At 72.0% G+C, this 24,925-nt stretch carries 21 protein-coding genes; 12 read left to right on the forward strand and 9 right to left on the reverse strand.

Features of this window, described 5'->3' with window-relative positions; all coding sequences use genetic code 11:
- Window positions 1-35 precede the first annotated feature (35 nt).
- Genes GXP76_RS02090 through GXP76_RS02100 form a run of 3 tightly spaced genes read left to right on the forward strand, consistent with a single transcriptional unit; the run spans window position 36 to window position 3,483 of the window.
- Complete coding sequence (locus GXP76_RS02090) at window positions 36-1,280, forward strand: cyclopropane-fatty-acyl-phospholipid synthase family protein (protein WP_242569667.1); 1,245 nt, start codon at window positions 36-38, stop codon at window positions 1,278-1,280.
- A complete protein-coding gene (locus tag GXP76_RS02095) occupies window positions 1,277-2,680 on the forward strand; it encodes a cyclopropane-fatty-acyl-phospholipid synthase family protein (protein WP_242569646.1) in 1,404 nt (467 codons plus the stop codon). Before GXP76_RS02090 ends, GXP76_RS02095 begins: the two co-directional genes overlap by 4 nt.
- On the forward strand, window positions 2,677-3,483 hold the full coding sequence (locus GXP76_RS02100; protein ID WP_242569647.1) for a DUF1295 domain-containing protein: 807 nt from the start codon (window positions 2,677-2,679) through the stop codon (window positions 3,481-3,483). The genes GXP76_RS02095 and GXP76_RS02100 overlap by 4 nt, the downstream gene beginning before the upstream one ends.
- A gap of 71 nt (window positions 3,484-3,554) precedes the next feature.
- Here the strand turns inward: GXP76_RS02100 and GXP76_RS02105 are convergent, their stop codons facing one another.
- The 4 genes from GXP76_RS02105 to GXP76_RS02120 form a co-directional block, all read right to left on the reverse strand.
- Window positions 3,555-4,316 (reverse strand): anti-sigma factor domain-containing protein, encoded by a 762-nt coding sequence (locus GXP76_RS02105; RefSeq protein ID WP_242569648.1) that lies wholly within the window; start codon window positions 4,314-4,316, stop codon window positions 3,555-3,557.
- The gene (locus GXP76_RS02110) at window positions 4,313-4,897 is read right to left on the reverse strand and encodes a sigma-70 family RNA polymerase sigma factor (RefSeq protein WP_242569649.1); all 585 of its coding nucleotides are present in this window, start codon (window positions 4,895-4,897) and stop codon (window positions 4,313-4,315) included. The genes GXP76_RS02105 and GXP76_RS02110 overlap by 4 nt, the downstream gene beginning before the upstream one ends.
- A gap of 439 nt (window positions 4,898-5,336) precedes the next feature.
- On the reverse strand, window positions 5,337-6,182 hold the full coding sequence (locus GXP76_RS02115; RefSeq protein ID WP_242569650.1) for a siderophore-interacting protein: 846 nt from the start codon (window positions 6,180-6,182) through the stop codon (window positions 5,337-5,339).
- Window positions 6,183-6,281: 99 nt separating this feature from the next.
- Entirely contained in the window at window positions 6,282-7,187 is a 906-nt protein-coding gene (locus GXP76_RS02120; protein ID WP_242569668.1) for a 5'-3' exonuclease, read from the reverse strand.
- Between the two features lie 288 nt (window positions 7,188-7,475).
- Here GXP76_RS02120 and GXP76_RS02125 point away from each other — a divergent pair, with 288 nt between their 5' ends.
- From GXP76_RS02125 to GXP76_RS02140, 4 genes are all read left to right on the forward strand, one after another.
- Window positions 7,476-8,627, forward strand: a complete 1,152-nt coding sequence (locus GXP76_RS02125; protein WP_242569651.1) for a glycine betaine/L-proline ABC transporter ATP-binding protein — start codon at window positions 7,476-7,478, stop codon at window positions 8,625-8,627.
- Window positions 8,620-11,238 carry an ABC transporter permease/substrate binding protein gene (locus GXP76_RS02130; RefSeq protein ID WP_242569652.1) on the forward strand — a complete coding sequence of 873 codons (2,619 nt, stop codon included), beginning with the start codon at window positions 8,620-8,622 and terminating at the stop codon, window positions 11,236-11,238. Before GXP76_RS02125 ends, GXP76_RS02130 begins: the two co-directional genes overlap by 8 nt.
- 343 nt (window positions 11,239-11,581) lie before the next feature.
- Window positions 11,582-12,130, forward strand: a complete 549-nt coding sequence (locus tag GXP76_RS02135; protein ID WP_242569653.1) for a helix-turn-helix domain-containing protein — start codon at window positions 11,582-11,584, stop codon at window positions 12,128-12,130.
- A gap of 12 nt (window positions 12,131-12,142) precedes the next feature.
- Entirely contained in the window at window positions 12,143-12,889 is a 747-nt protein-coding gene (locus GXP76_RS02140) for a helical backbone metal receptor (protein ID WP_242569654.1), read from the forward strand.
- Here the strand turns inward: GXP76_RS02140 and GXP76_RS02145 are convergent.
- On the reverse strand, window positions 12,828-14,069 hold the full coding sequence (locus GXP76_RS02145) for a TDT family transporter (protein ID WP_277992884.1): 1,242 nt from the start codon (window positions 14,067-14,069) through the stop codon (window positions 12,828-12,830). The genes GXP76_RS02140 and GXP76_RS02145 overlap by 62 nt on opposite strands.
- Before the next feature lie 70 nt (window positions 14,070-14,139).
- On the opposite strand from GXP76_RS02145, the gene GXP76_RS02150 reads away from it, so the two are divergent.
- Window positions 14,140-15,081, forward strand: coding sequence for a LysR family transcriptional regulator (locus GXP76_RS02150; RefSeq protein WP_242569655.1), 942 nt, complete (start codon window positions 14,140-14,142; stop codon window positions 15,079-15,081).
- Between the two features lie 608 nt (window positions 15,082-15,689).
- Here GXP76_RS02150 and GXP76_RS02155 read toward each other — a convergent pair.
- The 3 genes from GXP76_RS02155 to GXP76_RS02165 all read right to left on the reverse strand — a co-directional run bounded on the left by GXP76_RS02155 (window position 15,690) and on the right by GXP76_RS02165 (window position 18,907).
- The gene (locus GXP76_RS02155) at window positions 15,690-16,406 is read right to left on the reverse strand and encodes a gamma-glutamyl-gamma-aminobutyrate hydrolase family protein (RefSeq protein WP_242569656.1); all 717 of its coding nucleotides are present in this window, start codon (window positions 16,404-16,406) and stop codon (window positions 15,690-15,692) included.
- 87 nt (window positions 16,407-16,493) lie between these two features.
- Entirely contained in the window at window positions 16,494-17,981 is a 1,488-nt protein-coding gene (gene eat, locus GXP76_RS02160) for an ethanolamine permease (protein ID WP_242569657.1), read from the reverse strand.
- A 173-nt stretch (window positions 17,982-18,154) separates the two neighbouring features.
- Entirely contained in the window at window positions 18,155-18,907 is a 753-nt protein-coding gene (locus tag GXP76_RS02165; protein WP_242569658.1) for a FadR/GntR family transcriptional regulator, read from the reverse strand.
- 78 nt (window positions 18,908-18,985) lie between these two features.
- Between GXP76_RS02165 and GXP76_RS02170 the strand changes: the two genes are divergently transcribed.
- From GXP76_RS02170 to GXP76_RS02185, 4 genes are all read left to right on the forward strand, one after another.
- A complete protein-coding gene (locus GXP76_RS02170) occupies window positions 18,986-20,356 on the forward strand; it encodes a glutamine synthetase family protein (protein ID WP_242569659.1) in 1,371 nt (456 codons plus the stop codon).
- Window positions 20,357-20,367: 11 nt separating this feature from the next.
- Complete coding sequence (locus GXP76_RS02175; RefSeq protein WP_242569660.1) at window positions 20,368-21,741, forward strand: aldehyde dehydrogenase; 1,374 nt, start codon at window positions 20,368-20,370, stop codon at window positions 21,739-21,741.
- A 3-nt stretch (window positions 21,742-21,744) separates the two neighbouring features.
- Window positions 21,745-22,548: a 3-oxoacyl-ACP reductase gene (locus tag GXP76_RS02180; RefSeq protein ID WP_242569661.1), complete on the forward strand. Its 804-nt coding sequence runs from the start codon at window positions 21,745-21,747 to the stop codon at window positions 22,546-22,548.
- A gap of 63 nt (window positions 22,549-22,611) precedes the next feature.
- Entirely contained in the window at window positions 22,612-23,532 is a 921-nt protein-coding gene (locus tag GXP76_RS02185) for a DUF2510 domain-containing protein (RefSeq protein ID WP_242569662.1), read from the forward strand.
- A 28-nt stretch (window positions 23,533-23,560) separates the two neighbouring features.
- Here GXP76_RS02185 and GXP76_RS02190 read toward each other — a convergent pair whose 3' ends face one another.
- Window positions 23,561-24,763: an amino acid deaminase/aldolase gene (locus GXP76_RS02190; RefSeq protein WP_242569663.1), complete on the reverse strand. Its 1,203-nt coding sequence runs from the start codon at window positions 24,761-24,763 to the stop codon at window positions 23,561-23,563.
- Between the last annotated feature and the right edge of the window lie 162 nt (window positions 24,764-24,925).

The raw sequence follows: 24,925 nt of genomic DNA on the forward strand, positions 1-24,925 counted from the left end.
CGGCCGCGACGGCGTCCGCGGCCGGCGCGGATGCCATGACGGCGTCCACGTCCGCCGTGGACGCGCGGCGCTGGCCGGACGTGGCCCGGCCGCCCCGCGCCTCGTGGCCGCGTACTGCCGTCGCCGAGCGCATCGTCCGCCGCGCACTGGCCCGGCTGGCACTGCGGGTCAGGCTCGGGGAGGACGAGACCCTGGGCCTCGGCGGACCGCTGATGGTCGTACGCGATCCGCACGCGTTCTTCCGGCGGATCGGGGCCACCGGCCTGATCGGCTTCGGCGAGTCGTACATGGCGGGCGAGTGGGACTCCGACGATCTCGTCGGCGTCCTGACCGTCCTCGCCGAGAACGCGGCCGTCCTCGTCCCCGCCCCGCTCCAACGGCTGCGCCGTGTCTGGGCGTTGAAGCGGCCCGACGCGCAGCGCAACACCCCCGAGGGATCGCGCGACAACATCAGCCACCACTACGACCTGTCGAACGAGCTGTTCGCGCTCTTCCTGGACGAGACCCTCTCGTACTCCTCCGCCCTCTTCCGCGGATTCCCCGCCGACCGGACGCTGCTCCCCGCCGCCCAGCACCGCAAGATCGACCGGCTCCTCGACGAGGCGCGGGTGGGACCCGGGACGCGGCTGCTCGAAATCGGCACCGGCTGGGGCGAGCTGGCCATACGGGCCGCCGCGCGCCGGGCGCACGTGGTCACCGTGACCCTCTCGGAGGAGCAGAAGTCCCTCGCCGAGGAACGGATCAGAGCCGCCGGCCTGGAGGACCGGGTGACCGTGCTGCTGTGCGACTACCGCGCGGTGCGCGGCACCTTCGACGCTGTCGTCAGCGTCGAGATGATCGAGGCGGTGGGTGAGGAGTTCTGGCCGGAGTACTTCACCACACTGGACAGGCTGCTGGCCCCCGGCGGCCGGATCGCGCTCCAGGCGATCACCATGCCGCACGACCGGCTGCTCGCGTCGCGCACCACCCACACCTGGATCGGCAAGTACATCTTCCCCGGCGGGCTGATCCCGTCGGTCGAGGTGATGGAGCAACTGACCGCCGCGCACACGTCGTTGCGGGTGGTCGAGCAGGACGGATTCGGACCGCACTACGCGCAGACGCTCCGGCTGTGGCGCGAACGGTTCGCCGAACAGGAGGCGCGGGTCGACGCGCTGGGGTTCGACGTGACGTTCCGGCGCATGTGGACCTTCTATCTCGCCTACTCCGAGGCCGGGTTCCGGTCCGGCTATCTCGACGTCCAGCAGATGGTGCTGGCCAGGGAGGGAACGACCCGATGACCGGAATCCGACCGGCGACGGGCAGCCGGCCCGCGCCGGTGCCACGACCGCGCGCCGCCACGGGCGCCGCGCACCGGCTCCTGCGACTCGCCGAACAACTCCTCGGCGCCCCGCTGCCGCTGCGGCTGCGTGCCTGGGACGGCAGCGTCGCCGGTCCCGAGGGTGCCCCGGTGGTCGTCCTGCGCTCACGCCGGGCACTGCGCCGACTGGTCCGCCGGCCCGACGAACTCGGCCTGGCCCAGGCGTACATCACCGGTGAGCTCGACATCGAGGGCGACCTCACCGACGGGCTGCGCACCGTCTGGGGCGCGGCACGCGAGCGCGGGCTGCGCCCGCCGAAGCTCACCCTGGCCGACCGGGCCCGCGCCGTCGCCGCCATGGTGCGGCTCGGCGCGGCCGGCCCGCCCCCGCCCGTACCGTCCTCCCAGGCCAGGCTCGCCGGCGCCCCGCACAGCAGGGCACGCGACCGGGCGGCGATCAGCCATCACTACGACCTCTCCAACGACTTCTACGCCCTGCTGCTGGACGAGACCATGGCGTACTCCTGCGGCTACTGGACGAAGAACGAGCACGAGCACGGCCACGAGGGCCCCGACTGCGGCGGGGGCGAGGGCGTTTGCCGACAGGGTTATGGTCCCGCCGACGCCCAGCGCGACAAGCTGGAGCTCGTCTGCCGCAAGCTCGCCCTCGCCCCCGGGGCGGCGCTGCTGGACATCGGCTGCGGCTGGGGATCCCTCGCCCTGTACGCCGCCGAGACGTACAAGACGCGGGTCACCGCCGTGACGCTCGCCGCCGAGCAGGCGCGGTACGTGCGCGAGCAGGTCGCCGCGCGCGGACTGGCGGAGCTGGTCGAGGTGCGGCTCTCGGACTACCGTGAGATCGGGGCCGGTTCGTACGACGCGGTGTCGACCATCGAGATGGGCGAGCACGTCGGCGACGCCGACTACCCCAAATTCACCGCCACGATCCACCGGATGCTGCGGCCCGGCGGAAGGGCGCTGGTGCAGCAGATGTCGCGGGGCTCGGTGGCGCCGGGAGGCGGGGCGTTCATCGAGTCGTACATCGCGCCCGACATGCACATGCGTCCGCTCGGCGACACCGTCTCGCTGCTGGAGGGCGCGGGGCTGGAGGTGCGGGCCGTGGAGTCGATGCGCGAGCACTACACGCGCACGATCCGGGCCTGGCACCGCACGCTGGAGGAGCAACGGGCGCGGTTCCGCGCCCTCGTGAGTGAGGAGACCGTGCGCGTCTGGCGGCTGTACCTGGTGGGCAGCGCCCTCGCCTTCGAGGAGCGCCGGATGGGAGTGGACCAGATCCTGGCCGTACGCCCTTCGGAGCGGGGGCGCAGCGGTATGCCGCCCACCCCGCTGAACTGGTACGGGGAAGGTGATCCGCGATGAACGGATATCCGTGGGGCGCCTTCGGCCAGGGAATCGGCTTCGCGGCGCTCGCCGCGCTCGCGGTCATGCTCGTGACCTTCGCGATCGCCGTCGCCAAGGGCCTGCACCGGATCGTCGACATCGCCTGGGGGATCGGTTTCACGGCGGTGGCCGTGACCGGCTACGCCGTGTCGGCGGGGGAGGGGGACGAGGCGCGCCGGCTGCTGGTCACCGTATTGACCGCCGTCTGGGGGCTGCGGCTCGCCGTCCACATCGCCCGGCGCGGCCGGGGGCACGGCGAGGACGCGCGGTACGAGGCGATGCTCGCCAAGGCGCCGGGCAACCGGAATCTGTACGCGCTGCGCATGGTGTATCTGCTGCAGGGGCTGCTGGTCGTGCTGGTCTCGCTGCCCGTCCAGGCCGCGCAGTACATCCCCGGCGGTCTCGGCCCGGTCGCGTACGGCGGTGCTGCGCTCTGGCTCGTCGGTGTGGTCTTCGAGGCGGTCGGCGACGCCCAGCTCGCCAGGTTCAAGGCCGATACGGCCAACAAGGGCCGGATCATGGACCGGGGTCTGTGGAGCTGGACCCGGCATCCGAACTATTTCGGTGACTTCTGTGTGTGGTGGGGGCTGTTCCTGATCGTCTGCGACGATCCGGTGGTCGCGGCGGCGACGCTGGTGAGTCCGCTGGTGATGAGTTATCTGCTGATCGGCGGCAGCGGGAAGCGGCTGCTGGAGCGGCACATGGCACGGCGGCCGGGCTTCGCCGAGTACGCGGCCCGTACGAGTGGTTTCTTCCCGCTTCCGCCGCGCAAGGCGGACTGAAGGCCGTGGAACGGCCGGACGGCCCGCACCCTCCGGTCATCGGGTGCGGGCCGTCCGGCTGTTCGCGCCGCTCAGGTCGGGAAGTTCATCAGTGCCACCGGGTCGGAGGTCGGCTCCGGTGAGCCGCCCGCCGGTTCCACGGTGATCCCCATCCCCGACGCCTCCCCGACGGAACCGGCCATGAGTACCGAGTCCGACGAGCTGGAGGGGTCCATCAGACCCGCGTCCCGCATCGTGCCCTCGTCGTTGAACCAGAGCTGGTAGACCTTGCCGCCGGGCGGTTTCGGCATACCGGAGGCGATGAACGCCGCCTTGTCCTGGGCGCGTGAGACGACGACCGTGCCGGTCGCGCCGTCGGTCAGCTCACCCGTGCTGATCTTGGCGTCGGGCGCCGTGAGTACGGCGGCCAGTGCCTCGGACCGCTGCTGCGAGGCCGTCGCCCGCTCGGCGGCGTCCCGGGCCTCCTGGTGCTGCCAGACGGCGATCCCGCCGAAACCGGCCGCAGCCGCGAGGCAGGCGGCCAGCGCGAAGCGTGAGAGCGCGCGCCGCCCCGCTGCCCCGGCCCCGCCGCCGGCGCCACGGGACTCCGGTGTCACCTTCGGCGGATCCTGGCGCTCGGTGGCGATCCGCCGCAGCACCCGCGCCTTCAGCTCCGCCGGCGGTGTGACGGCCACGGCGAGTCCCAACCGCGTGGTGGTGGCGGCCAGTTCGGCGACCTCCTGGGCACAGGCCGGGCACACCTCCAGATGCCGCTCGAACGCGGCGCGCTCGTCCGCCTCCAGCGCGTGCAGCGCGTAGGCGCCGGTCAGTGTGTGCAGTTCAGCGGTGCTCATGCGCTCACCCCCAGGCAGTCGCGCAGCCGGATGAGGCCGTCGCGCAGTCGTGTCTTGACCGTGCCGAGCGGCACGGAGAGCAGTTCGGCGACTTCGCGGTACGCGAGCCCCTGGTAGTAGGCGAGCGTCACCGACTCGCGCTGGAGGTCGGTCAGGGTGCGGACACAGCGCCGTACCTGCTCGCGCTCCAGCCGGGACTCGACCTGTTCGGTGACCTCGTCGAAGGCCGGTGTCCGGTCCAGGAGGGCCGCCCGGTGCTCGCGGTCGCTGGACGCCTGGGCCGAGCGGACGCGGTCCACCGCGCGCCGGTGCGCGAGGGTCAGCACCCAGGTCATACCGCTGCCACGGGACGCCTCGAAGCGCGGGGCGCTGCGCCAGACCTCGAGCAGGACCTCCTGGGTGACCTCCTCGGACTGGGCGGGGTCGCGCAGGACGGAGCGGACGAGCCCGAGCACGGGCCCGCAGACCATGTCGTACACACGGGCGAAGGCGTCCTGGTCGCCCCGGGCCACCTGGCCCAGCAATTCCTGCAGGTCCGGCCCGGCAGAAGCGGGGCCGCCGATATGCACGGCTTGTTTCACGCGGCTGTTCCTCCACGGTGCGGCGGGCGGGCACGCCGTCCGGCGTACCGGACGGTTTCACCGGGGATTCGGAGCGGGGTGCGCGGCGGATTGGTCCGGTCCCGATCCGATCGTGTCATGGCCGAGCAAATTCGTAATATGTCCCGATCGGCGACCCGAGTGTGCGGTGCTCGTGGGCGCACATGGCGGGCGGCGCGGGAGGCTCGGAGGGGCCGACCGCCCGGGCGGCGCGGGCGGGTTCGGCGGTGCCGACCGGTTCCGGCACCGGTTCCGGCCGGGGCGACGTACCGAGCCGCGGAGGGCCGCTGCCCGTCCTCGCGGTCGTCGCGGTGCGGCTGCCGGTCACGGACGCTCCAGTCGTACCGGAATCCGTGCGACGCGGTGACCGTCGTCCTCCTCGGGCGCCGGTCCGGCGCCCGAGGAGCGAGGCACGCGGGGCTCAGCCCTTCGTGCTCTCCTGCTCGCGCTCCACCTGCTCGTTCCACTCGCGCTTGACGGCCCGCCACGCCTCGTCGTTCTGGCCCAGCCGCCAGTAGCCCGAGATCGACAGCCGCTCGCGCGGGATCTTCCGGTCGTGCCGCAGATGGCGGCGCAGCTCCTTCACGAAGCCGGCCTCGCCGTGCACGAACGCGTGTACGTCGTCGCCGGGGAGGTCCAGCGCCCGTACGGCGGCGACCAGTGCCTCGCCGACGGGACGGCTCCCGCGGTGCAGCCAGACGATCTCGGCCCCGGCGGGAGCGGCGATCTTCTGCTCCTCCTCGGGCCCCTCGACCTCGATGAACGCGTGGATCACGGCGCCCTCGGGAGCCTGCTCGATCGACGCGGCGATGGCGGGCAGCGCGCTCTCGTCACCGACGAACAGATGCCGGTCGGCGGCCGGGTCCGGGGCGTACGACCCGCCGGGGCCCAGGAACCGCACCGTGTCACCCGGCCGCGCGGCGGCGGCCCACGGCCCCGCCAGGCCCTCGTCGCCGTGCACGACGAAGTCGACGGTCATCTCCCCGGCTTCCCGGTCCCATTCGCGCACCGTGTACGTACGGCTCGTGGGCCACTGCTCACGCGGGAAGTCCTCGCGGACCCGGTCCATGTCGAACGGCTCGGGATAGCTGACGCCCTCGGGCGCGAACAGCAGCTTCACGTAGTGGTCGGTGAACTCGCCCGCGTCGAGCCCGGCCGGCCCCTCGCCGCCGAGAACCAGGCGCACCATGTGCGGGGTGATGCGCTGGGTGCGTATCACCCGCGCTTCGCGGACCTTCGGTGACTTGCGGGCCGGCTCTGCTGCCACGGCGGTCTCCCTTGACTGATACGGCCGCCCCGGACGGGCGGACGATGCTTAGGCTTACCTAACTTAACATCCCGCCGTCGTCCGTACCCCTCGGCGCCGTCACTTTCCGAGCACGGTGAGCAGCCGGTGCAGCGCGTTGTTCAGCCCCCATCGCGCCGCCAGCGCGTCCAGCGTCTCCGGGTCGAGCGGCTCGGAGGGCAGCGCCGGGTCGAAGTCCGGCAGGGGAACGTCCCCCGCGACCCGCACCACCGTCGGCGCGACCGCCACATAGTCCCTGGCCTCGTCCAGCCGCTTGCGCTGCGAAGGGGTCAGTCCCGAACGCGGATCGTCGACCGCCGCCATGATCCCCGCCAGATCACCGAACGCGTCGAGCAGCTTGGCCGCCGTCTTCTCCCCGATCCCGGGCACACCGGGCAGCCCGTCGCTCGGATCGCCGCGCAGCAGCGCCAGATCGACATAGCCGGAGCCGGTCACCCCGTACTTCTCGCGCAGCCACGCCTCGTCCGTCATCTGGAGCGATCCGACGCCCTTGAGCGGATACAGCACCCGTACACCGCGCGCGTCGTCCACCAGCTGGTAGAGGTCCCGGTCGCCGGTGACGATGTCGACCGGGCCGGACGCGGCGCCGGTGAGGGTGCCGATCACGTCGTCCGCCTCGTACCCCGCCACGCCGACGCGGGCGATCCCCAGCGCGTCCAGCACGGCCTCGATGATCGGCACCTGCGGCGCCAGGGTGTCCGGGGTCTCCTCCTCGTCCGGCCCTTCCGGTGTCTCCACGGCCACGCGGTGCGCCTTGTACGACGGGATCAGATCCACCCGCCACTGCGGGCGCCAGTCCGCGTCCCAGCAGGCCACGAGATCGTCCGGGTGGTGGTCCTGGACGAGCCGGGTGATGAAGTCGAGCAGGCCCCGGACCGCGTTGACCGGTGTGCCGTCGGGGGCGCGCACCGAGTCGGGGACCCCGAAATAGGCCCGGAAGTAGAGGGAAGCGGTGTCGAGGAGCATCAGGCGTCGCGTCACATCCCTGATGATGCCCCATCCCACCGACAGTGGCCGGAGAGCTGCCCCGGACCGCCGACCGTCCGCCTGTGACCTGCGCGGCGGCACTCCTGAGTGGTGTGGACCACATAAATGTTTGGTCCATGCAACGGAGGGCAGGCGCGCACCCGGAGCGAACCCGGGCGCGCTCTCTTCGGAGAACGCCGGCCGGCCGCACGGGCAGACCCCGTACCGCTCCACGGCCCGCCGGCGGGGGTGGCGGGCCGTTTCTCATTTCGACGGCGTGAGGTATATGTGTCCAGGCTGCAGGCGGAACACCTGTACAAGGTATTCGGCGCACGACCCGAAGAAGCGGTGAGGAAGCTCGAAAGCGGCACCGACCGCGACGAGTTGCGCGCCGACGGTACGACCGCAGCGGTGATCGATGCCTCGTTCTCCGTCGATCCCGGTCAGATATTCGTCGTGATGGGCCTCTCCGGATCCGGCAAGTCCACGCTGCTGCGCATGCTCAACGGACTGCTGGAGCCGACGGCCGGCCGGGTGCTCTTCGACGGCCAGGATCTGACCGCCCTGAGCGCGGCCGAGCTGCGCACCGTGCGCTCCACCAAGATCAGCATGGTGTTCCAGCACTTCGCGCTGTTCCCGCACCGCAGTGTGCTGGAGAACGCGGGATACGGCCTGGAGGTCCAGGGCGTCCCGCGCGCGGAGCGGGACAGACGGGCCAAGGAGGCCCTTGAGCTCGCGGGGCTGGCCGGCTGGGAGAAGGCCTGGCCCGACGAGCTCTCGGGCGGTATGCAGCAGCGGGTGGGCCTGGCCCGCGCGCTCGCCACCGACGCGGACCTGCTGCTCATGGACGAGTCGTTCAGCGCGCTCGACCCGCTGATCCGCCGTGACATGCAGGACCAGCTCCTGGAACTGCAGAAGCGGCTGAAGAAGACCATCGTCTTCATCACCCACGACCTCAACGAGGCCATGCGGCTCGGCGACCGGATCGCCGTGATGCGCGACGGCGAGATAGTCCAGCTCGGCACCGCCGAGGACATCCTCGTCACCCCGGCCAACGAATACGTCGCCTCCTTCACCCAGGACGTCGACCGCTCGCGCGTCCTGACCGCCGGGGCGATCATGGCGGACGCCGACACCGCCCATGGCAGCCGCACGGACGACGGCAAGGAACTGCGCACCGACAAGGACGTGCTCGCGGCGGCGCCCGCCACCGTCTCCGTGAGCACCCCGATCATCGAGCTGTTCACCCCCTGCTCGACCAGCCCGGTCCCCGTCGCCGTCACCGACGACGAGGGGCGGCTGGTCGGAGTCGTACCGCGCGCCCGGCTGCTGGCCGTACTCGGCGAGCCGATGACGCCGGCCGACGCACCCCCGGCCACGTCCGCGCCCGTCGCCGCCCCGGAGACGCTCCTCGTCGACAAGGAGGCGGCCAGTGCCTAGGCTCCCGCTCGGCGAGTGGGTCGACAGCGGAGTCGACTTCCTCCAGCGCCATCTCTCCTGGCTGTTCGACGCGATCAGCTCGGTCGTCACCGGCATGTACGACGCCGTGGACGCCGTGCTCAACGGCCCCGAACCGCTCCTCCTCGCCGGCATCCTCGCGGTGCTCGCCTGGTGGCTGCGCGGCCTGCTCGCGGCCGGCCTCGCCTTCGTCGGGTTCGCGCTCATCGACTCGATCGAGCTGTGGGAACTGGCGATGTCCACGCTCTCGCTGGTCCTCGTCGCGACGATCGTCATCCTGGTCATCGCGGTGCCGCTCGGCGTCTGGGCCTCGCGCTCGGCCACCGTCAGCGCCGTCATCCGGCCGGTGCTCGACTTCATGCAGACGATGCCCGCGATGGTCTATCTGATCCCCGGCATCATCTTCTTCGGCGTCGGCGTGGTCCCCGGCATCATCGCCACGATCATCTTCGCCCTGCCGCCCGGCGTCCGTATGACGGAACTGGGCATCCGGCAGGTCGACGCCGAACTGGTCGAGGCCGCCGAGGCGTTCGGCACCAGCCCGCGCAACACCCTGCTGCGCGTCCAGCTGCCCCTCGCGCTCCCGACGATCATGGCCGGTATCAACCAGGTGATCATGCTGGGTCTGTCGATGGTCGTCATCGCGGGCATGGTCGGCGGCGGCGGCCTCGGTGGCGCCGTCTACCGCGCCATCGGCAACGTCGACATCGGCCTCGGCTTCGAGGCGGGCGTCTCCATCGTCATCCTGGCGATGTACCTGGACCGGCTGACCGGCGCGCTGGGCCGGCAGGTCTCGCCGCTGGGCCGCCGCGCGCTGGCCAAGGCGCGGGCGGCGAGCGGTTCGCTCAAGGTCTGGGACCACCGTCCGCGTCCCTCGGTCGCCGTGGTCGGTGTGGTCGTCCTCGCGCTCGTCGCGGGTGGCATGAGCATCTTCGGCGGCGGCAAGAGCACGACCGTCGCGGGCGAGGGGGACGTCGGCCAGGGCAAGAAGATCAGCATGGGCTACATCCCCTGGGACGAGGGCATCGCGTCCACCTTCCTGTGGAAGGAGATGCTGGAGCGGCGCGGCTACGAGGTCGAGGCCACCCAGTACGAGGCCGGCGCGCTCTACACCGGCCAGGCGAACGGCCAGATCGACATCCAGACCGACTCCTGGCTGCCGACCACGCACGCCAACTACTGGGACAAGTACCAGGACAAGCTGGAGGACCTGGGCGCCTGGTACGACGAGACGTCCCTGGAGCTCTCCGTGCCCTCCTACGTGAAGGGCATCGACTCCCTCGCGGATCTCAAGGGCAGGGCGAGCCAGTTCAAGGGCCGGATCATCGGCATCGAGCCCAGCGCCGGCGAGATGGGCATCCTCAAGGACAAGGTCCTGAAGGAGTACGGCCTCGAAGGCGAGTACAAGGTCGTCGACGGCTCCACGCCCGGCATGCTGGCCGAGCTGAAGCGCGCGTACGAGAAGAAGGAACCGGTCGTCGTCACGCTCTGGTCCCCGCACTGGGCGTACAACACCTACGACCTGAAGAAGCTCAAGGACCCGAAGGGCACCTTCGGCGAGGGCGACGGCGTGCACACACTCGCGCGCAAGGGCTTCTCCGACGACAACCCCGGCGTCGCCAAGTGGCTCAAGAACTTCAAGATGACCGAGGACCAGCTCACCAGCCTCGAGGCGGGCATCCAGGGCGCCGGCAAGGGCAAGGAGCAGGAGGCCGTACGCGCCTGGCTGAAGGACAACCCCGGGCTGGCCGACAAGTGGACGCCGGTCTCCGGCGTCAGCAAGGGCGCGAACGGCAAGGACGAGCGCGAACGGCCCATCGAAGTCGCCTGGTTCCCCTGGGAGGAGGACATCGCGGCCACGTATCTGTGGAAGGCGGTGCTGGAGGAGCGCGGCTACAAGATGAACCTCAAGCAGTTCGAGGTCGGCCCGATGTACACGGCCCTGTCCCGAGGGCAGATCGACGTCCAGTTCGACGGCTGGCTGCCCAACACCCAGAAGAAGTACTGGGACAAGTACGGGGACAAACTCTCCGACCTCGGCGCCTGGTACGGGCCGACGTCACTGGAGATCGCCGTGCCGTCCTATGTGAAGGGCGTCGATTCGCTGGCGGACCTGAAGGGCCGTGAGGACGAGTTCAAGGGCCGGATCGTCGGTATCGAGCCCGGCACCGAGACCATGAACATCCTCAAGAACAAGGTCCTGCCGGGCTACGGCCTGGACGACTACAAGGTCGTCGACAGCTCCACGCCCGGCATGCTGGCCGAGCTGGAGCGCTCGTACGCGAAGAAGGAACCCGTCGCGGTCATGCTGTGGACCCCGCACTGGGCCTACAGCGAGTACGAGCTGACCAAGCTCAAGGACCCGCAGAAGGCCTTCGGCGAGGGTGACCAGATCCGCACCGTCGCCAACAAGGACTTCCCGGAGAACTACCCGCAGCTGACCAAGTGGTTCAAGAACTTCAAGCTCAGCGAGGAACAGCTCGCCGGACTGGAGAACGAGATCCAGAAGCTCGGCACGGGCCACGAGGAAGAAGCGGTGAAGATCTGGATGGACAAGAATCCGGGCATCGCCGACGAGATCGCTCCGCGGTGACGGAGAGTGCCGATGGCCGGTTCCGGCCGCCGCGAGGCGCCGGGACGAGGCGGGTGTCGCCAGTGGCGGCGCCCGCCTCGTCCGGCTTTTGTGGGCGACCCCCTGCCTCCGCGACGGCGCGCGCCGAGAGGGCCCGCGCCGCGGGGACGGAGGCCCCACCAGTGGTGGGACGGCCCCGTCGGTCGGAGGATGGAGATCTGTCGACCGGTCGTCGTCGTGCTCGCCGGGGCCGCCCGTTTCCACGGGGTTCACCGTGGCGCCGTCCACCCCGGGTGAGGCAGACCGCCTTTGCACGGCCGTCAACTCTGAGAAGATGACGATCCGGCCGGGAGGGAGCCCAGACATGGACGACAAGGAAGCGCTCAGGGTGGGCGCCGCCGTCCGCAGGCGGCGCAGGTCCCTCGGCCTCACACTGGCTGCCGTGGCCGACCGCAGCGGGCTTTCCGTACCGTTCCTCAGCCAGATCGAGAACGAACGCGCGCGCCCGAGCGCCCGCTCGCTGGAGCGGGTGGCCGACGCCCTGGAGACCACCATCCCCGTGCTGCACGCCGCGGCCGACTCCGCGCGCACCGTCGACGTCGTACGGGCCGACGGGGACGGGCCCGGCGTACGCAGGGTGGCCCGCGGCGGGCACCAGCTGCACGCCAAGGAGTACCGGGGCGAGCAGGACACCGGGCGCGAGTACCAGCACCGCAACGACGAGGTGATGTACATCGCCGACGGGTCGGTGGAGGTCGAGGCCGAAGGCCGCGCGTACCGGCTGGAGCGCGGCGACACGCTGTACCTCTCCGGAGGGGTCAGGCACCGCTGGCGCGCCACCGAGCCCGGCACCCGCATCCTGGTCGTCGCCGTCGCCGAACACATCGACGCGACGTTCGACACCCGGCGCTGAGAGCGGCCGGCCGTGACCGCCGCGCGCACCGGCGCCCGGACCGGCGTACGCCGGGTCGTCTCGCTGGTTCCCTCGCTCACCGAGGCCGTCGCGGCCACCGCGCCCGGACTCCTGGTCGGCGCGACCGACTGGTGCACCCGTCCCGCCGGCCTCGACGTCGTACGCGTCGGCGGCACCAAGAATCCGGACGTCGCCGCCGTCACCGCGCTGCGCCCCGACCTCGTGGTGGCCAACGAGGAGGAGAACCGCGAGCCGGATCTGGCCGCGCTGCGGGCGGCGGGTGTCGAGGTGCTGGTCACCGAGGTGCGCGACCTCGACCAGGCGTTCGCCGAGCTGGAGCGGATGCTCGTGACCGGCTGCGGGCTCACCGCGCCGCGATGGCTGGACGAGGCGCGGGAGTCCTGGGCGGCGGTGCCTCCTGCTTACGGAGGCGGGCGCAAGGCGGTCGTACCGATCTGGCGCAGGCCGTGGATGGTGCTCGGCGGCGACACCTTCGCGGGTGACCTGCTCGCCCGGCTCGGTGTGCACAACGTGTACGGCGACCTGGCCGAGCGCTATCCGCGCATCCCGCTGGACCGGCTGCGGGCATCCGGGGCGGACCTGGTCGTCCTGCCCGACGAGCCGTACCGCTTCACCGCCGACGACGGACCCGAGGCATTCCCCGGGATGCCGGCCGCGCTGGTCGACGGGCGCCACCTCACCTGGTACGGGCCGTCGCTGGTCCGGGCACCGGCGGCGCTGCGGGCAGCACTCCGCTGACCAGGCCGTGCGCGGTACGGGTCCAGGCGACCGCCCAGGCGGCCGTCAGCAGGACGAACAGCGCGAGTGACAGCCAGGCCAGGGCGACAAGTCCCGTGGCGTGGGCGAGACCGGCGGCGCCGGTCACACACGTACCTACGGGGAAGGTGAAGGCCCACCACGTCATCGAGAACGGCATCCCGCGCCGCGCCGCCCGCACGACCATCGCGACCGCCAGCGCGAGCCACAGCAGCGCGAAGCCCAGCACCGGGACGCCGTACAGCACGGCGAAGGCGTCCAGGGCCGGGACGTACGAGGCGGGCGGCGCGGACGCGGTGGAGGTGAGCGCGTCGGGAGCGGCAAGCGCGAGATGGCCGACGGCCGTCGTGGACTGCCCGAGCGGGCCGAGGACGAGGAAGAGCGCGGGCGTCAGCGCGAGGGGGAGCGGACCGTACGTCACCAGCCTGCCGAAGATCAGTGGCAGCAGGGTGAGCGTGGCGAGCAGGCTCATCCCGAACATGGCGTAACAGGCCAGCAGAAGCGCCTCGCGCCACTGACCGGCGGGCAGGTACGGGATCAGCCCCGGGCCGAGCGCCGCCGACACCATCGGCGCCACGACCGGCAGGAGCCACACCGGGGACGCGTCGCCGGGGCGCACCCGGTGGCGTACCACCATCAGGTACGGGACGGCCACCGCAGCCGCGAGGCCGACGAGCGTGCCCGCGGTGAAGAGGACGGCGTCCACGGTCACGGCCGCGCTCTCCCCGATCACGTGCCGGCCCACGGTGAGGGTGGCCCCGCCGACCGCGAGGAGCGCCATCGCCAGACATCCGTAGAAGGGTGCCGCCGAGGGATCGAGCAGATGGGCGCGCGCCTGGTCGCGGTGGTGGATCCAGTGGCCGGCGCGGGCCGTCAGCAGGAGGAGGAGCATCAGCGCCGACACCGCCCAGACGGTGACGCAGGCGGCACGCAGGACGGGGACGTCCATCGGGCTCGCGAGCCCCAGCGGCTCCATCGGCAGGGTCGCGCCCGCGCTCGCGACGATCGCGGTGCCCATGACGCTCGCGTACCAGTTGGGGCCGACATGGCGCAGGACCGCGAAGCGCGCGGGACGCGCGTGCGGGAGGGGCGCGGCGATCTCGCCGCTCGGAGCCGTGCGGGCGGCAGAAGCCGTGCGGTCGGTCGGAACGAGGGTGGCCATGGTCGCACCCTCGTCGCTCCGGGCCCTCCTCACCAGGCCCCTTGGCGCTATGAGGCCATAACCTGAATGTATGACTGACGAGCCCGCTGTGTCCCTCGCCCACCGGGTGCCCGAGCTCGGCGCGCTGGAGCTGCTGATCGCCGTCGCCCGGCACGGCAGCATGGGCGGGGCGGCCCGTGAGCTGGGCATCAGCCAGCCCGCGGCGAGCAGCCGGATACGGTCCGTCGAACGCCTGCTCGGCGTCAGTCTCTTCGACCGGTCGCCCAGCGGCTCCCGGCTCACCGGTGAGGGCGCCCTCGTCACCGACTGGGCGCGGCGGATCATGGAGGCGGCCGAGGCGTTCGACGCGGGCGCGCAGGCGCTGCGCGACCGGCGCGACTCACGACTGCGGGTCGCAGCGAGCATGACCATCGCCGAATATCTGCTGCCCGGCTGGCTCATCGCGCTGCGTGCCGCCAGGCCGGACACGGCCGTCTCGCTCCTCGCGGGCAACTCGGGCGCCGTGGCCGCACGGCTGCTCGGCGGCGAGGCGGACCTCGGCTTCGTGGAGGGCCTGGCCGTGCCCGCCGGTCTCGACGGCACGGTGATCGGCGGTGACCGGCTCGTGGTCGTGGTCGCGCCGACGCACGCCTGGGCACGCCGTACGGCCCTGACACCCGAGGAACTGGCCGCCGCACCGCTGATCCTCCGTGAGGAGGGCTCGGGCACGCGCCAGGTGCTCGACGCGGCGCTCGCCTCTTACGGAGGCCTCGCCACGCCGCTGCTGGAACTGTCCTCGACGACGGCGGTCAAGGCGTCGGTGGTGAGCGGCGCGGGGCCCTCGGTGCTCAGTGAGCTGGCCGTGGGGGAGGAACTGGCGTCGCGTCGGCTGACGGAGGTGGAGGTGTCCGGGGTGTCGCTGCGCCGCGACCTGCGGGCGGTCTGGCCGACGGGCCACCGCCCGAGCGGCCCGGCCCGCGAACTGCTGTCACTGACCCGCAGCGCCCTGGGGACGGGCCCGTCGACCGGGTGAACGCGCGAGGTCGACGCGCCCGTGCCTGGGGAGAGACCCGGCGCCTCCTTGTACGACGTCACGGGGGCCGGGCGGCCTCTGTGCGGCTTCGGGCACACCGTGGCGCTTGGCCGCGCGCGGGCGTGCCCACGTTGAGCCGCCCGAGCCGCCCGAGTCGGCGCGACCGGTCTCCGCTCGATCGGTGGCTCACGTGAAGGCGCCGGGCGGGCCGGGGCGCCTCGGAGCACGCCGTGCGGCGCTTGATGGCGCGCCGCGCCTCACGGTCGAGCCGGAGGTCGGCGCGCTTGCGCGCCGAGCCACCGGGGCGGCGAGGAGCCATGGTGGAGGCTGTCGCCGGCGACAGCCAACGGCAGCTCGCGCGCAACGAGAGCGGCCCTGGCCAGGGACGCCACCGAGGCCGCGAAGTCCGGCCGGTCGCCCGCCCTCGCCGAACGGGGCGTGCTGTCCGCGCTGGACTCGTGGGATGAGGGGCGTTCGGGTGAACGTCAACGGCCGCGGTGTGTACGGCAGCCGGATCAGTACGCCTCGGGGGCCGTTCCGCCGGGCCCGTCCGGGGGCCGGAGACGCCCGGCGGTCGGGGCCCACCGGGCTGTCCCGGCGCGGCGCGCTCAGGCCCGCCCAGCCCCCACGGGCGCCGGCCTCGGTGGTGAGGATGCCGAGACCAGCGCCGTCATCACGCGGATGTCCTCGCCCATCTCCGGATGCCACTGCACCCCCAGCACCCACCGCTCGTCCACCAGCTCCACCGCCTCCACCGTCCCGTCGCCCGCGTACGCCGAGACGATCAGGCCCCTGCCCAGGCGGTCCACCGCCTGGTGGTGGGAGGACGGGACGTCCGCCTCCTCCGGTACGGCGGTGCCGTACCGCGTGCCCGGCACCGGCTTCACCGGATGCTCGCCGAACACGCCGAGGGCCGCGGCCGTATGGCCGTCCAGATGCTGGATCAGCGTGCCGCCGAGTGCGACGTTCAGCAGCTGCATGCCCCGGCAGATCGCGAGCAGCGGCGTTCCGGACGCCAACGCGGCCTCGATGAGCGCCAGTTCCCAGTCGTCCCGCTCCCTGGCGGGCGGACCGGTACGGGGGTCCGGCTCGGCCCCGTACCGTACGGGCTCCACGTCCGGACCGCCCGAGACGACCAGCCCGTCGAGCCGGGCGACCACCGAGGCGGCGGTGGTCGGCTCGTCCGGCGGGAGCATGACGGCGACGCCGCCCGCGCGCTGGACGAGCCGGGGGTAGGCCATGGGCAGCAGGGCGGCGGGCAGGTCCCAGACGCCCCACCTGGCCGACGTCTCCAGATAGGTGCTGACGCCGATGAGCGGCTTCACTGAACGTTCCTCCGATGTGGTGCTGTGCGGCGGTGCTGTGGTGCGGCGGTGCGGTGGTGCTGTCGTACGGCGGTGCGTGCTCCCGGCTCAGTCCCTCTCCAGCTCGGCCTCGGCCTCCGCGAGCGCGGCGAACTCCTCCTCGGGCGCCGCGGCCACCAGCCGGTGCCTGCTGTAGAAGGCGAAGTAGGCCAGGGCCACGACGTAGACGCCGAGGGCGATGAACGCGGCGTCCTTGTCCACCAGGAACGTCGCCACCAGCGCCGACAGCGCCAGGACGAACGCTACGCCGGAGGTCAGCATGCCGCCCGGTGTCCGGTACGGACGGTGCAGACCGGGCTCGCGGCGCCGCAGGACCAGGTGCGACAGGGCCATCAGCGCGTAGGAGATGGTGGCGCCGAAGACCGCGACGTTCAGCATCCGGCCGCCGTTGCCGCTGCCCGCGGCCAGCGCGAAGCCGATCGCGCCGGGTATCAGCAGACCCAGGTACGGCGCCTTGCGGCTGCTGGTCAGCGAGAGGAAGCGCGGCAGATAGCCGGCGCGGGAGAGCGCGAAGAGCTGCCGGGAACCGGCGTAGATGAGTGAGAAGAAGGACGCGACCAGACCGGCGAGGCCCGCGTAGTTGACGAACCGGCTGAGCGCCGTGGGGTCACCGTCCCCCTGGAGCGCGACGACCAGCGGATTGCCCGCCTCCTGGACGGCGGCCGAGCCGCGGGCGCCCGTCGCGGCGAAGAACGTGATCAGGGCCAGCAGGACGAGGACGCCCATGGAGATCGACAGCGCCTTCGGCATCGAGCGCACCGGATCCTTGGCCTCCTCCGCGGCCAGCGGCACACCCTCGACGCCCAGGAAGAACCACATGCCGAACGGGAACGCGGCCCAGATGCCCAGCAGGCCGTACGGCAGCCACGAGTTGGACCCGAAGGCGTCCTCCTGGACGGGGATGTCGTTGAGACCGCCGCTGTCGAACTCGGTGAAGGCGCCCACGGCGAAGATCAGCAGCGCGGCGACGGCGATGGCCGTCACCACCAGGCTGAAGCGCAGCGCCTCGCCGACGCCCCAGAGGTGGATGCCGATGAAGACGGCGAAGCAGGCGAGATAGACCGGCCACCCCGCTTCCAGCCCGAAGAGGTTCAGCGACTCGATGTAGTCACCGATGAAGATGGAGATCGCGGCCGGCGCCAGGATGTACTCGATGAGGATGGCCGTGCCGGTCAGGAAGCCGCCCCAGGTGCCGAGCGCGCGGCGGGCGAAGCCGTAACCGCCGCCCGCCGTGGGCAGGATCGCGGACAGTTCGGCGAGCGAGAAGACGAGGCACGCGTACATCGCGCCCATCAGGAGCGTCGCGATGGCGAGCCCGCCGAAGCCGCCCTCGGCGAGTCCGAGGTTCCAGCCGGAGAAGTCCCCCGAGACGACGTACGCGACGCCGAGGCCGGTCAGCAGCAGCCAGCCCGCGCTGCCGCCCTTCAGCGCCCGGCGCCGCAGATAGGCCGCGTCGTCGGGGGAGCCGCCCTGCCCGGGACCGGCCGGACCCGGCGGATCGGCTGGTGGGATACGGGATTCCGTGCCTTCGGCCATGAGCCGCTCCTGCCTCGGGTAAAGGTGTGGGGCCACACCATTGCGGCCGGAAACGTCCGTGCGCAAGCCCTGTGCGTTAAGCGGCTGTTACGGGCGACCGGCACGGGCACGCCGGGGCGGGGGCGTGCCGGGGCTGCCGTGACGCGGAACGCCTCCCGCCCCGTTACCCGCTCTCAGGCCAGAAATCCCCGCAGCAGCGCCGCCGTGCCCCCGCAGTGCTCGCGCATCGCCTCGCGCGCCGCGTCCGCGTCGCCCGCCAGCACCGCCTCGACCAGTGCCGTGTGCTGCTGCTGGGAGTGCTCCAGGTTCCGCACCAGCAGCGGGATGCAGTCCAGCAGGTCGTTCACGGTCGCGCGCACCGACACGTACTGCTCGGTCAGCCGCGCCGAGCCCGACAGCTCCGCGAGTGTCAGATGCAGCAGCGTGTCGAGGCGTCGGTAGTCACCCAGCGGGGCGTCGTGCGTCGCCGCGAGCGCCGTACGCAGGCGGGACGCCTCCGGTCCGGACAGGCCGTGCGCCGCGCACAGCCCGGCCGCGCCCACCTCCAGCACCTCGCGGAACCGCAGCACGTCCTCGATGTCCACCCCGGAGACCCGGCGCCGCAGTTCCTCCTCGACCCCCTGCGGCGGGGTGTCGGGCCGGGGCAGTACGAACGTGCCGCCGTAGCGCCCCCGCCGGCTCTCCACCAGCCCCTGGTCGGTGAGGACCTTCAGCACCTCGCGCAGCGTGACCCGGCTGATCCGCAGCCGCTCCGCCAGATCCCGCTCGGCGGGCAGCCGTTCACCGCCCGCGACCAGACCGAGGCGCAGCACCTGCAGGATCTGCTCCAGGGCCTCCTCGAAACCGTTGCCCGCCCGCACGGGACGCAGGACGGGCGTCAGCCGGTCGGCCGGCTCACTCTGCCCCGCCGCATCCTTCTTCGCCACGTCGCCGTTTCCCCTTCCCAAGCAATGGTCTCCCGGAATACCTTAAGGTCCCCGGCTGGCCGATGGAGGAGTTGCCCCGTGGCAGACCGCACACCCCCACTCTCCGTCGAGGAGCTGCGCGCCCTGGTGGCGAGCGGCGAGATCGACACCGTGGTCCTGGCCTTCCCCGACATGCAGGGCAGACTCCAGGGCAAGCGGTTCGCCGCGCCGTTCTTCCTGGAGGACGTACTGGAACACGGCACGGAGGGCTGCAACTACCTCCTCGCCGTCGACGTCGAGCTGAACACCGTCGACGGCTACGCGATGTCCTCCTGGGACCACGGCTACGGCGACTTCGCCATGCACCCCGACCTCGCGACGCTGCGCCGTGTCCCCTGGAACGAGGGGACGGCGATGCTCATCGCGGACCTCGCCTGGAACGACGGCTCACCGGTCGTCGCCGCGCCCCGCCAGATCCTGCGCCGCCAGCTCGACCGGCTCGCCGAGCACGGCTACACCGCGCACGTCGGTACGGAACTCGAATTCATCGTCTTCAAGGACACCTTCGAGCAGGCGTGGGACAGCGGCTACCGCGGCCTCACCCCCGCCAACCAGTACAACATCGACTACTCCGTCCTCGGCACCGGCCGCATCGAGCCCCTGCTGCGCCGGATCCGCAACGACATGACCGCCGCCGGCCTGACCGTCGAGTCCGCCAAGGGCGAGTGCAATCCGGGCCAGCACGAGATCGTCTTCCGTTACGACGAGGCCCTGCTCACCTGCGACCAGCACGCCATCTACAAGACCGGCGCCAAGGAGATCGCCTCCCAGGAAGGCGTCTCGCTCACCTTCATGGCCAAGTACAACGAGCGCGAGGGCAATTCCTGCCACATCCATCTCTCGCTCCAGTCCGTCGACGAACCCGGCACGAACGTCATGGCGGGCGACGACGCCCACGGGATGTCACCCGTGATGCGCCACTTCCTGGCCGGACAGCTCGCCGCGCTGCGCGACTTCTCCGTCCTGTACGCGCCGAACATCAACTCCTACAAACGCTTCGCGCCCGGCTCCTTCGCCCCGACCGCCGTCGCGTGGGGCAACGACAACCGCACCTGCTCCCTGCGGGTCGTCGGCCACGGCCGTTCCATGCGCTTCGAGAACCGGCTGCCCGGCGGCGACGTCAACCCCCACCTGGCCGTCGCGGGCCTGGTCGCGGCGGGTCTCTACGGCATCGAGCACGAGCTCGAACTGCCCGAGGTCTGCACCGGGAACGCCTACACCTCCGAGTACGAGCAGGTCCCCACCACCCTGCGCGAGGCCGCCGACCTCTGGGAGCGCAGCCCGATCGCCAAGGCCGCCTTCGGGGACGAGGTCGTCGCGCACTACCTCAACCTCGCCCGGGTCGAGCTGGCCGCCTTCGACGCCGCCGTGACCGACTGGGAGCTGCGCCGCTCCTTCGAACGCATGTGAGGAAGCCAGACGTGCCCGACCAGCCCCACGCCCACCAGATCCTCAACCCGGCGACCGAGGAGGTCGTCGCCACCGTCCCGGCGACGAGCGAGGCCGAGGTCGGCGCGGCCGTCGTACGGGCCGCCACCGCCCAGCGCCGGTGGTCCGAGGCCGCCCCCGCCGACCGCGCACGGCTGCTGCGCCGGTTCGCCGCCACGGTCGACGGCTACCTCGAAGAACTCGCCCGGCTGGAGGTCCGGGAAGCGGGCCACACGCTGGGGAACGCCCGCTGGGAGGCGGGCAACGTCCGCGACCTCCTCGACTACGCGGCCGGGGGAGTGGAGCGCCTGACGGGACGTCAGATCCCCGTCGCCGGCGGCCTCGACATCACCCTCCTCGAACCGCTCGGCGTCGTCGGGGTCATCGCCCCCTGGAACTTCCCCATGCCCATCGCCGCCTGGGGCACCGCACCGGCCCTGGCGGCGGGCAACGCCGTACTTCTCAAGCCCGCCGAGACCACCCCGCTGACCGCGCTGCGGCTGGCCGAACTCGCCCTGGAGGCGGGCCTTCCCGAGCATCTGTTCCAGGTGCTGCCGGGCGCGGGGGACGTCACGGGCCAGGCCCTGGTCGACCACCCCGGCGTCGCCAAGATCGTCTTCACCGGCTCCACGCGGGTGGGCAAGGAGATCATGGCCAGGGGCGCGCGGCGGACGAAGCGCGTGACCCTCGAACTCGGCGGCAAGAGCCCCAACATCGTCTTCGCCGACGCCGACGTCGAACGGGCCGCCGCCGAGGCGCCGATGGCCTACCTCGACAACGCCGGACAGGACTGCTGCGCCCGTACCCGCATCCTCGTCCAGCGCACCGCGTACGACCGGTTCCTCGAACTCCTCGCCCCCGCGGTGCGGTCGGTCGTCGTCGGCGACCCCTCGGACGACAGGACCCAGATGGGCCCGCTCATCTCACGCGCCCAACTGGAGCGCGTGCGCGGGTACGTCCCCGAGGACCGGGCGGCCGTACGGGGCAGCGCCCCCGACGGCCCCGGCTTCTGGTTCCCGCCGACCGTCCTCACCGACGTCGCCGCCGACGACCCGGCCGTGACCGACGAGATCTTCGGCCCGGTCGCCGTCGTGATCCCCTTCGACGACGAGGCGGACGCGATCCGCCTCGCCAACGACACCGAGTACGGCCTCTCCGGCTCCCTGTGGACCCGCGACCTCGGCCGCGCGCTGCGCGTCTCGCGCGCCGTCGCCGCCGGCAACCTGTCCGTCAACTCCCACAGCAGCGTGCGCTACTCGACCCCCTTCGGCGGCTACAAGCAGTCCGGCGTCGGGCGGGAGCTGGGCCCCGACGCCCTCACCGCGTTCACCGAGACCAAGAACATCTTCATCAGTACGGAGGCCTGACCCATGCCCGACGAGATCAACCAGAGCGCCGAGGCGTCCGTCTGCCGCCGGCTGGTCGGCCGCACCGCCGTCGTCACCGGCGCGGGCAGCGGCATCGGTCTCGCCACCGCGCGCCGGCTCGCCTCCGAAGGCGCGAACGTCGTCTGCGGCGACATCGACCAGACGGCGGGCAAGGCGGTGGCCGACGAGGTGGGCGGCGTCCACGTACGGGTCGACGTCACCGACGCCGAACAGGTCGACGGCCTCTTCAAGAAGGCCTTCGACACCTACGGCAGCATCGACATCGCCTTCAACAACGCGGGCATCTCACCCCCGGAGGACGACTCGATCCTCACCACCGGCATCGACGCCTGGCGCCGGGTCCAGGAGGTCAACCTCACCTCCGTGTACCTCTGCTGCAAGGCCGTCATCCCCTACATGCGGCAGCAGCGGCGCGGCTCGATCATCAACACCGCGTCCTTCGTCGCGACCATGGGCGCGGCCACCAGCCAGATCTCGTACACCGCCTCCAAAGGAGGCGTGCTCGCGATGTCACGCGAACTGGGCGTCCAGTTCGCCCGCGAGGGCATCCGCGTCAACGCGCTCTGCCCGGGCCCGGTCAACACCCCCCTGCTGCGCGAACTGTTCGCGAGCGACCCCGAGCGCGCGGCACGGCGGCTCGTGCACATCCCCGGCGGCCGTTTCGCCGAGGCGGAGGAGATCGCCGCGGCGGTCGCCTTCCTCGCCAGCGACGACGCGTCGTTCGTCAACGCGACGGACTTCATGGTGGACGGCGGCATCGGAGGGGCGTACGTGACACCGCTGTAGGGCCTGTCCACGGAAGGGCAACTCAAGTGCGGGTATCCGGCGTACGGCCCTTAGGGTGACGGGATGAGCATGACGACGCCGCCCGGCTGGTACGCGGATCCGGGTGTGCCCGGGAGTGAGCGTTGGTGGGACGGGAACGGGTGGACCGCGCACACCCGGCCGCTCGGTGGGGCCGTCCCGTATCAGCAGGGTGGTCAACAGGACTCCCGGCAGCCGCGGTCGGCGCGTCGTGGGCGGGGTGTGGTGCTCGGTGGCGTCGCCGCCGGGCTCGTGCTCGTCGCCACGGTCGTCGCCGGGATCACGCTGTTCGGCGACGACGGCACGAAGACCGTGCCCCGGTCCGCGCCGACCACCGGTGAGCCCGCGCCCGGGCCGACGGACGGCGGCGACGGGACTCCCACCGCCGAGCCGAGCGCCGACCCCACCGTGCTCGTCGACCAGCTCAACGGCATCACCCTGCCCATCCCCGACGACTGGGAGAAGTCGGACAGCTCCGTCGACCGCGCGGTCACCATGACGACGGTGGCGGACCGCGAGTGCCCCGGCGAGACGAACCGGTACTGCCGGTACGGCCGGGTCATGTCCTCCACCGCGACCCAGACCGACGCGGCCGGTCCCGAAGCCCTCGCCAAGGAGGACATCGAGGACGCGTCCGACGCCCTGTACGACGAGGACTCCATCGGCAACTCCTTCTACGGAGGTGTCACCTCGCACACGGTCGTCCGGTCCGGGGAGGTCACCGTCGCCGGACGCACCGGGTATCTCGTGCGCTGGAAGGTCGAGACGGGTTCGGGGCCCGGCGGTTACGTCCAGTCGCTGGCCTTCCCCTCGACCATCGGCGCCGAATCACTGATCGTCGTCCGGTTCGCCTTCGACGCCGGACCCAAGGGCCCGCCGCTCGCCGGTATGGACACGATCACGAAGGGCATCCGGGCGATCGGTGACACGACGGGCGGCGTCGGCAGCTCCATCGGCCCCTCCTGACCACCCGGTCGCGCTTCCCGGACGGGCCTCAGAGGTAGGTACGGCCCTCGCCCCGGTACGTCGGCACCGTCGCCGTCACCCGGTCGCCCTCGACCAGCAGCAACTCGTCGAAGCGCTCGCACAGTTCGCCGGCCTTGGCGTGCCGGAACCACACCCGGTCGCCGATGAGCAGATCGTCGGCGGCGGACCCCAGCAGCGGGGTCTGCACCTCCCCGGCGCCCTCCTGCGCGTCGTAGCGCAGCCCCTCCGGCAGATACGGCTCCGGCAGCCGGTCCCGGCCCGCCGCGCCCGACGCCGGATAGCCGCCGCCGAGGACGGTCACCACGCCCACACCCGGCCTGCGCACCACCGGCTGCGCGAACAGCGCCGCCGGACGGCCCCTGAACGACGTGTAGTTGTCGAACAACCGCGGCACGTACAGCCCCGAACCGGCGGCGATCTCCGTCACCGAGTCCTCGGCCGCCGTGTGCTGCACACTGCCCGTGCCGCCGCCGTTGACGAACTCCAGCTCCGGCGCCACCAGCCGCACCGCGCGCACCACGGCCCGGCGCCGCTCGGCGAGCTCCGCGCGCGCGGCCGACTGCATCAGCCGCACCGCGCGCGAGCGCAGCGGCCGGCCCGCGACCGAGTCCCCGACACCCGCCACATGCCCCTCGTACGCCATCAGCCCCACCAGCCGGAAACCGGGCCTGCGGGCGATCGACCGGGCCAGCTCGGCCAGTTGCGCCGGCTCGCGCAGCGGTGAGCGCCTGGCACCGATCCGTACCAGGCCGCCGAACAACTGGAACGCGGTGTCCAGCTCCAGGCAGACCCGGATCTCCTCCGTGCCGCCCGCCCGCGCGAGATCGACGAGATCCAGCTGAGCCGGATCGTCGACCATCACCGTCACGGCCGCCGCCAGTTTCGGGTCGGCGGCGAGTTCGGCGAACGCCCCCCGGTCCACCGACGGATAGGCGAGCAGCACGTCCTCGAAACCGGCACGCGCCAGCCACAACGACTCGGCCAGGGTGAACGACATGACGCCCGCGAAGCCGTCGCGCGCCAGGACCCGTTCCAGCAGCGCGCGGCAGCGCACCGATTTGCTCGCGACCCTGATCGGTTTGCCCGCGGCCCTGCGGACGAGATCATCCGCGTTGGCGTCGAACGCGTCGAGGTCGACCACGGCGAGCGGGGCGTCGAGATGTGCGGTGGCCCGGTCGTACCGGGCCCGGTCGGTGGCGCGGGGAGTCATCGTCCGAGCTTGCCAGACGGGCTTACCCGACGGTAGGGGGATGTTCTGGTCAGATCCGCCCCGACCTGCGGACCTGTTCCCGCGCGGTGCTCCCCAGCCCGTAGAGTGACGCCCACGCGGCGACGAACGGGCCTGCCCCGGACGGCGATCCGGCGTGGACAA

The sequence above is a fragment of the Streptomyces sp. NP-1717 genome (assembly GCF_022695985.1).
GTDB lineage: Bacteria > Actinomycetota > Actinomycetes > Streptomycetales > Streptomycetaceae > Streptomyces.

Bases quoted from the DNA above. Each gene is read 5' to 3' on its own strand.
- GXP76_RS02090 (WP_242569667.1), top strand. From the start codon at position 36: ATGACGGCGTCCACGTCCGCCGTGGACGCGCGGCGCTGGCCGGACGTG.
- GXP76_RS02095 (WP_242569646.1), top strand. From the start codon at position 1,277: ATGACCGGAATCCGACCGGCGACGGGCAGCCGGCCCGCGCCGGTGCCA.
- GXP76_RS02100 (WP_242569647.1), top strand. From the start codon at position 2,677: ATGAACGGATATCCGTGGGGCGCCTTCGGCCAGGGAATCGGCTTCGCG.
- GXP76_RS02105 (WP_242569648.1), bottom strand. From the start codon at position 4,316: ATGAGCACCGCTGAACTGCACACACTGACCGGCGCCTACGCGCTGCAC.
- GXP76_RS02120 (WP_242569668.1), bottom strand. From the start codon at position 7,187: ATGCTCCTCGACACCGCTTCCCTCTACTTCCGGGCCTATTTCGGGGTC.
- GXP76_RS02135 (WP_242569653.1), top strand. From the start codon at position 11,582: ATGGACGACAAGGAAGCGCTCAGGGTGGGCGCCGCCGTCCGCAGGCGG.
- GXP76_RS02145 (WP_277992884.1), bottom strand. From the start codon at position 14,069: ATGGCCACCCTCGTTCCGACCGACCGCACGGCTTCTGCCGCCCGCACG.
- GXP76_RS02150 (WP_242569655.1), top strand. From the start codon at position 14,140: ATGACTGACGAGCCCGCTGTGTCCCTCGCCCACCGGGTGCCCGAGCTC.
- eat (WP_242569657.1), bottom strand. From the start codon at position 17,981: ATGGCCGAAGGCACGGAATCCCGTATCCCACCAGCCGATCCGCCGGGT.
- GXP76_RS02180 (WP_242569661.1), top strand. From the start codon at position 21,745: ATGCCCGACGAGATCAACCAGAGCGCCGAGGCGTCCGTCTGCCGCCGG.
- GXP76_RS02185 (WP_242569662.1), top strand. From the start codon at position 22,612: ATGAGCATGACGACGCCGCCCGGCTGGTACGCGGATCCGGGTGTGCCC.
- GXP76_RS02190 (WP_242569663.1), bottom strand. From the start codon at position 24,763: ATGACTCCCCGCGCCACCGACCGGGCCCGGTACGACCGGGCCACCGCA.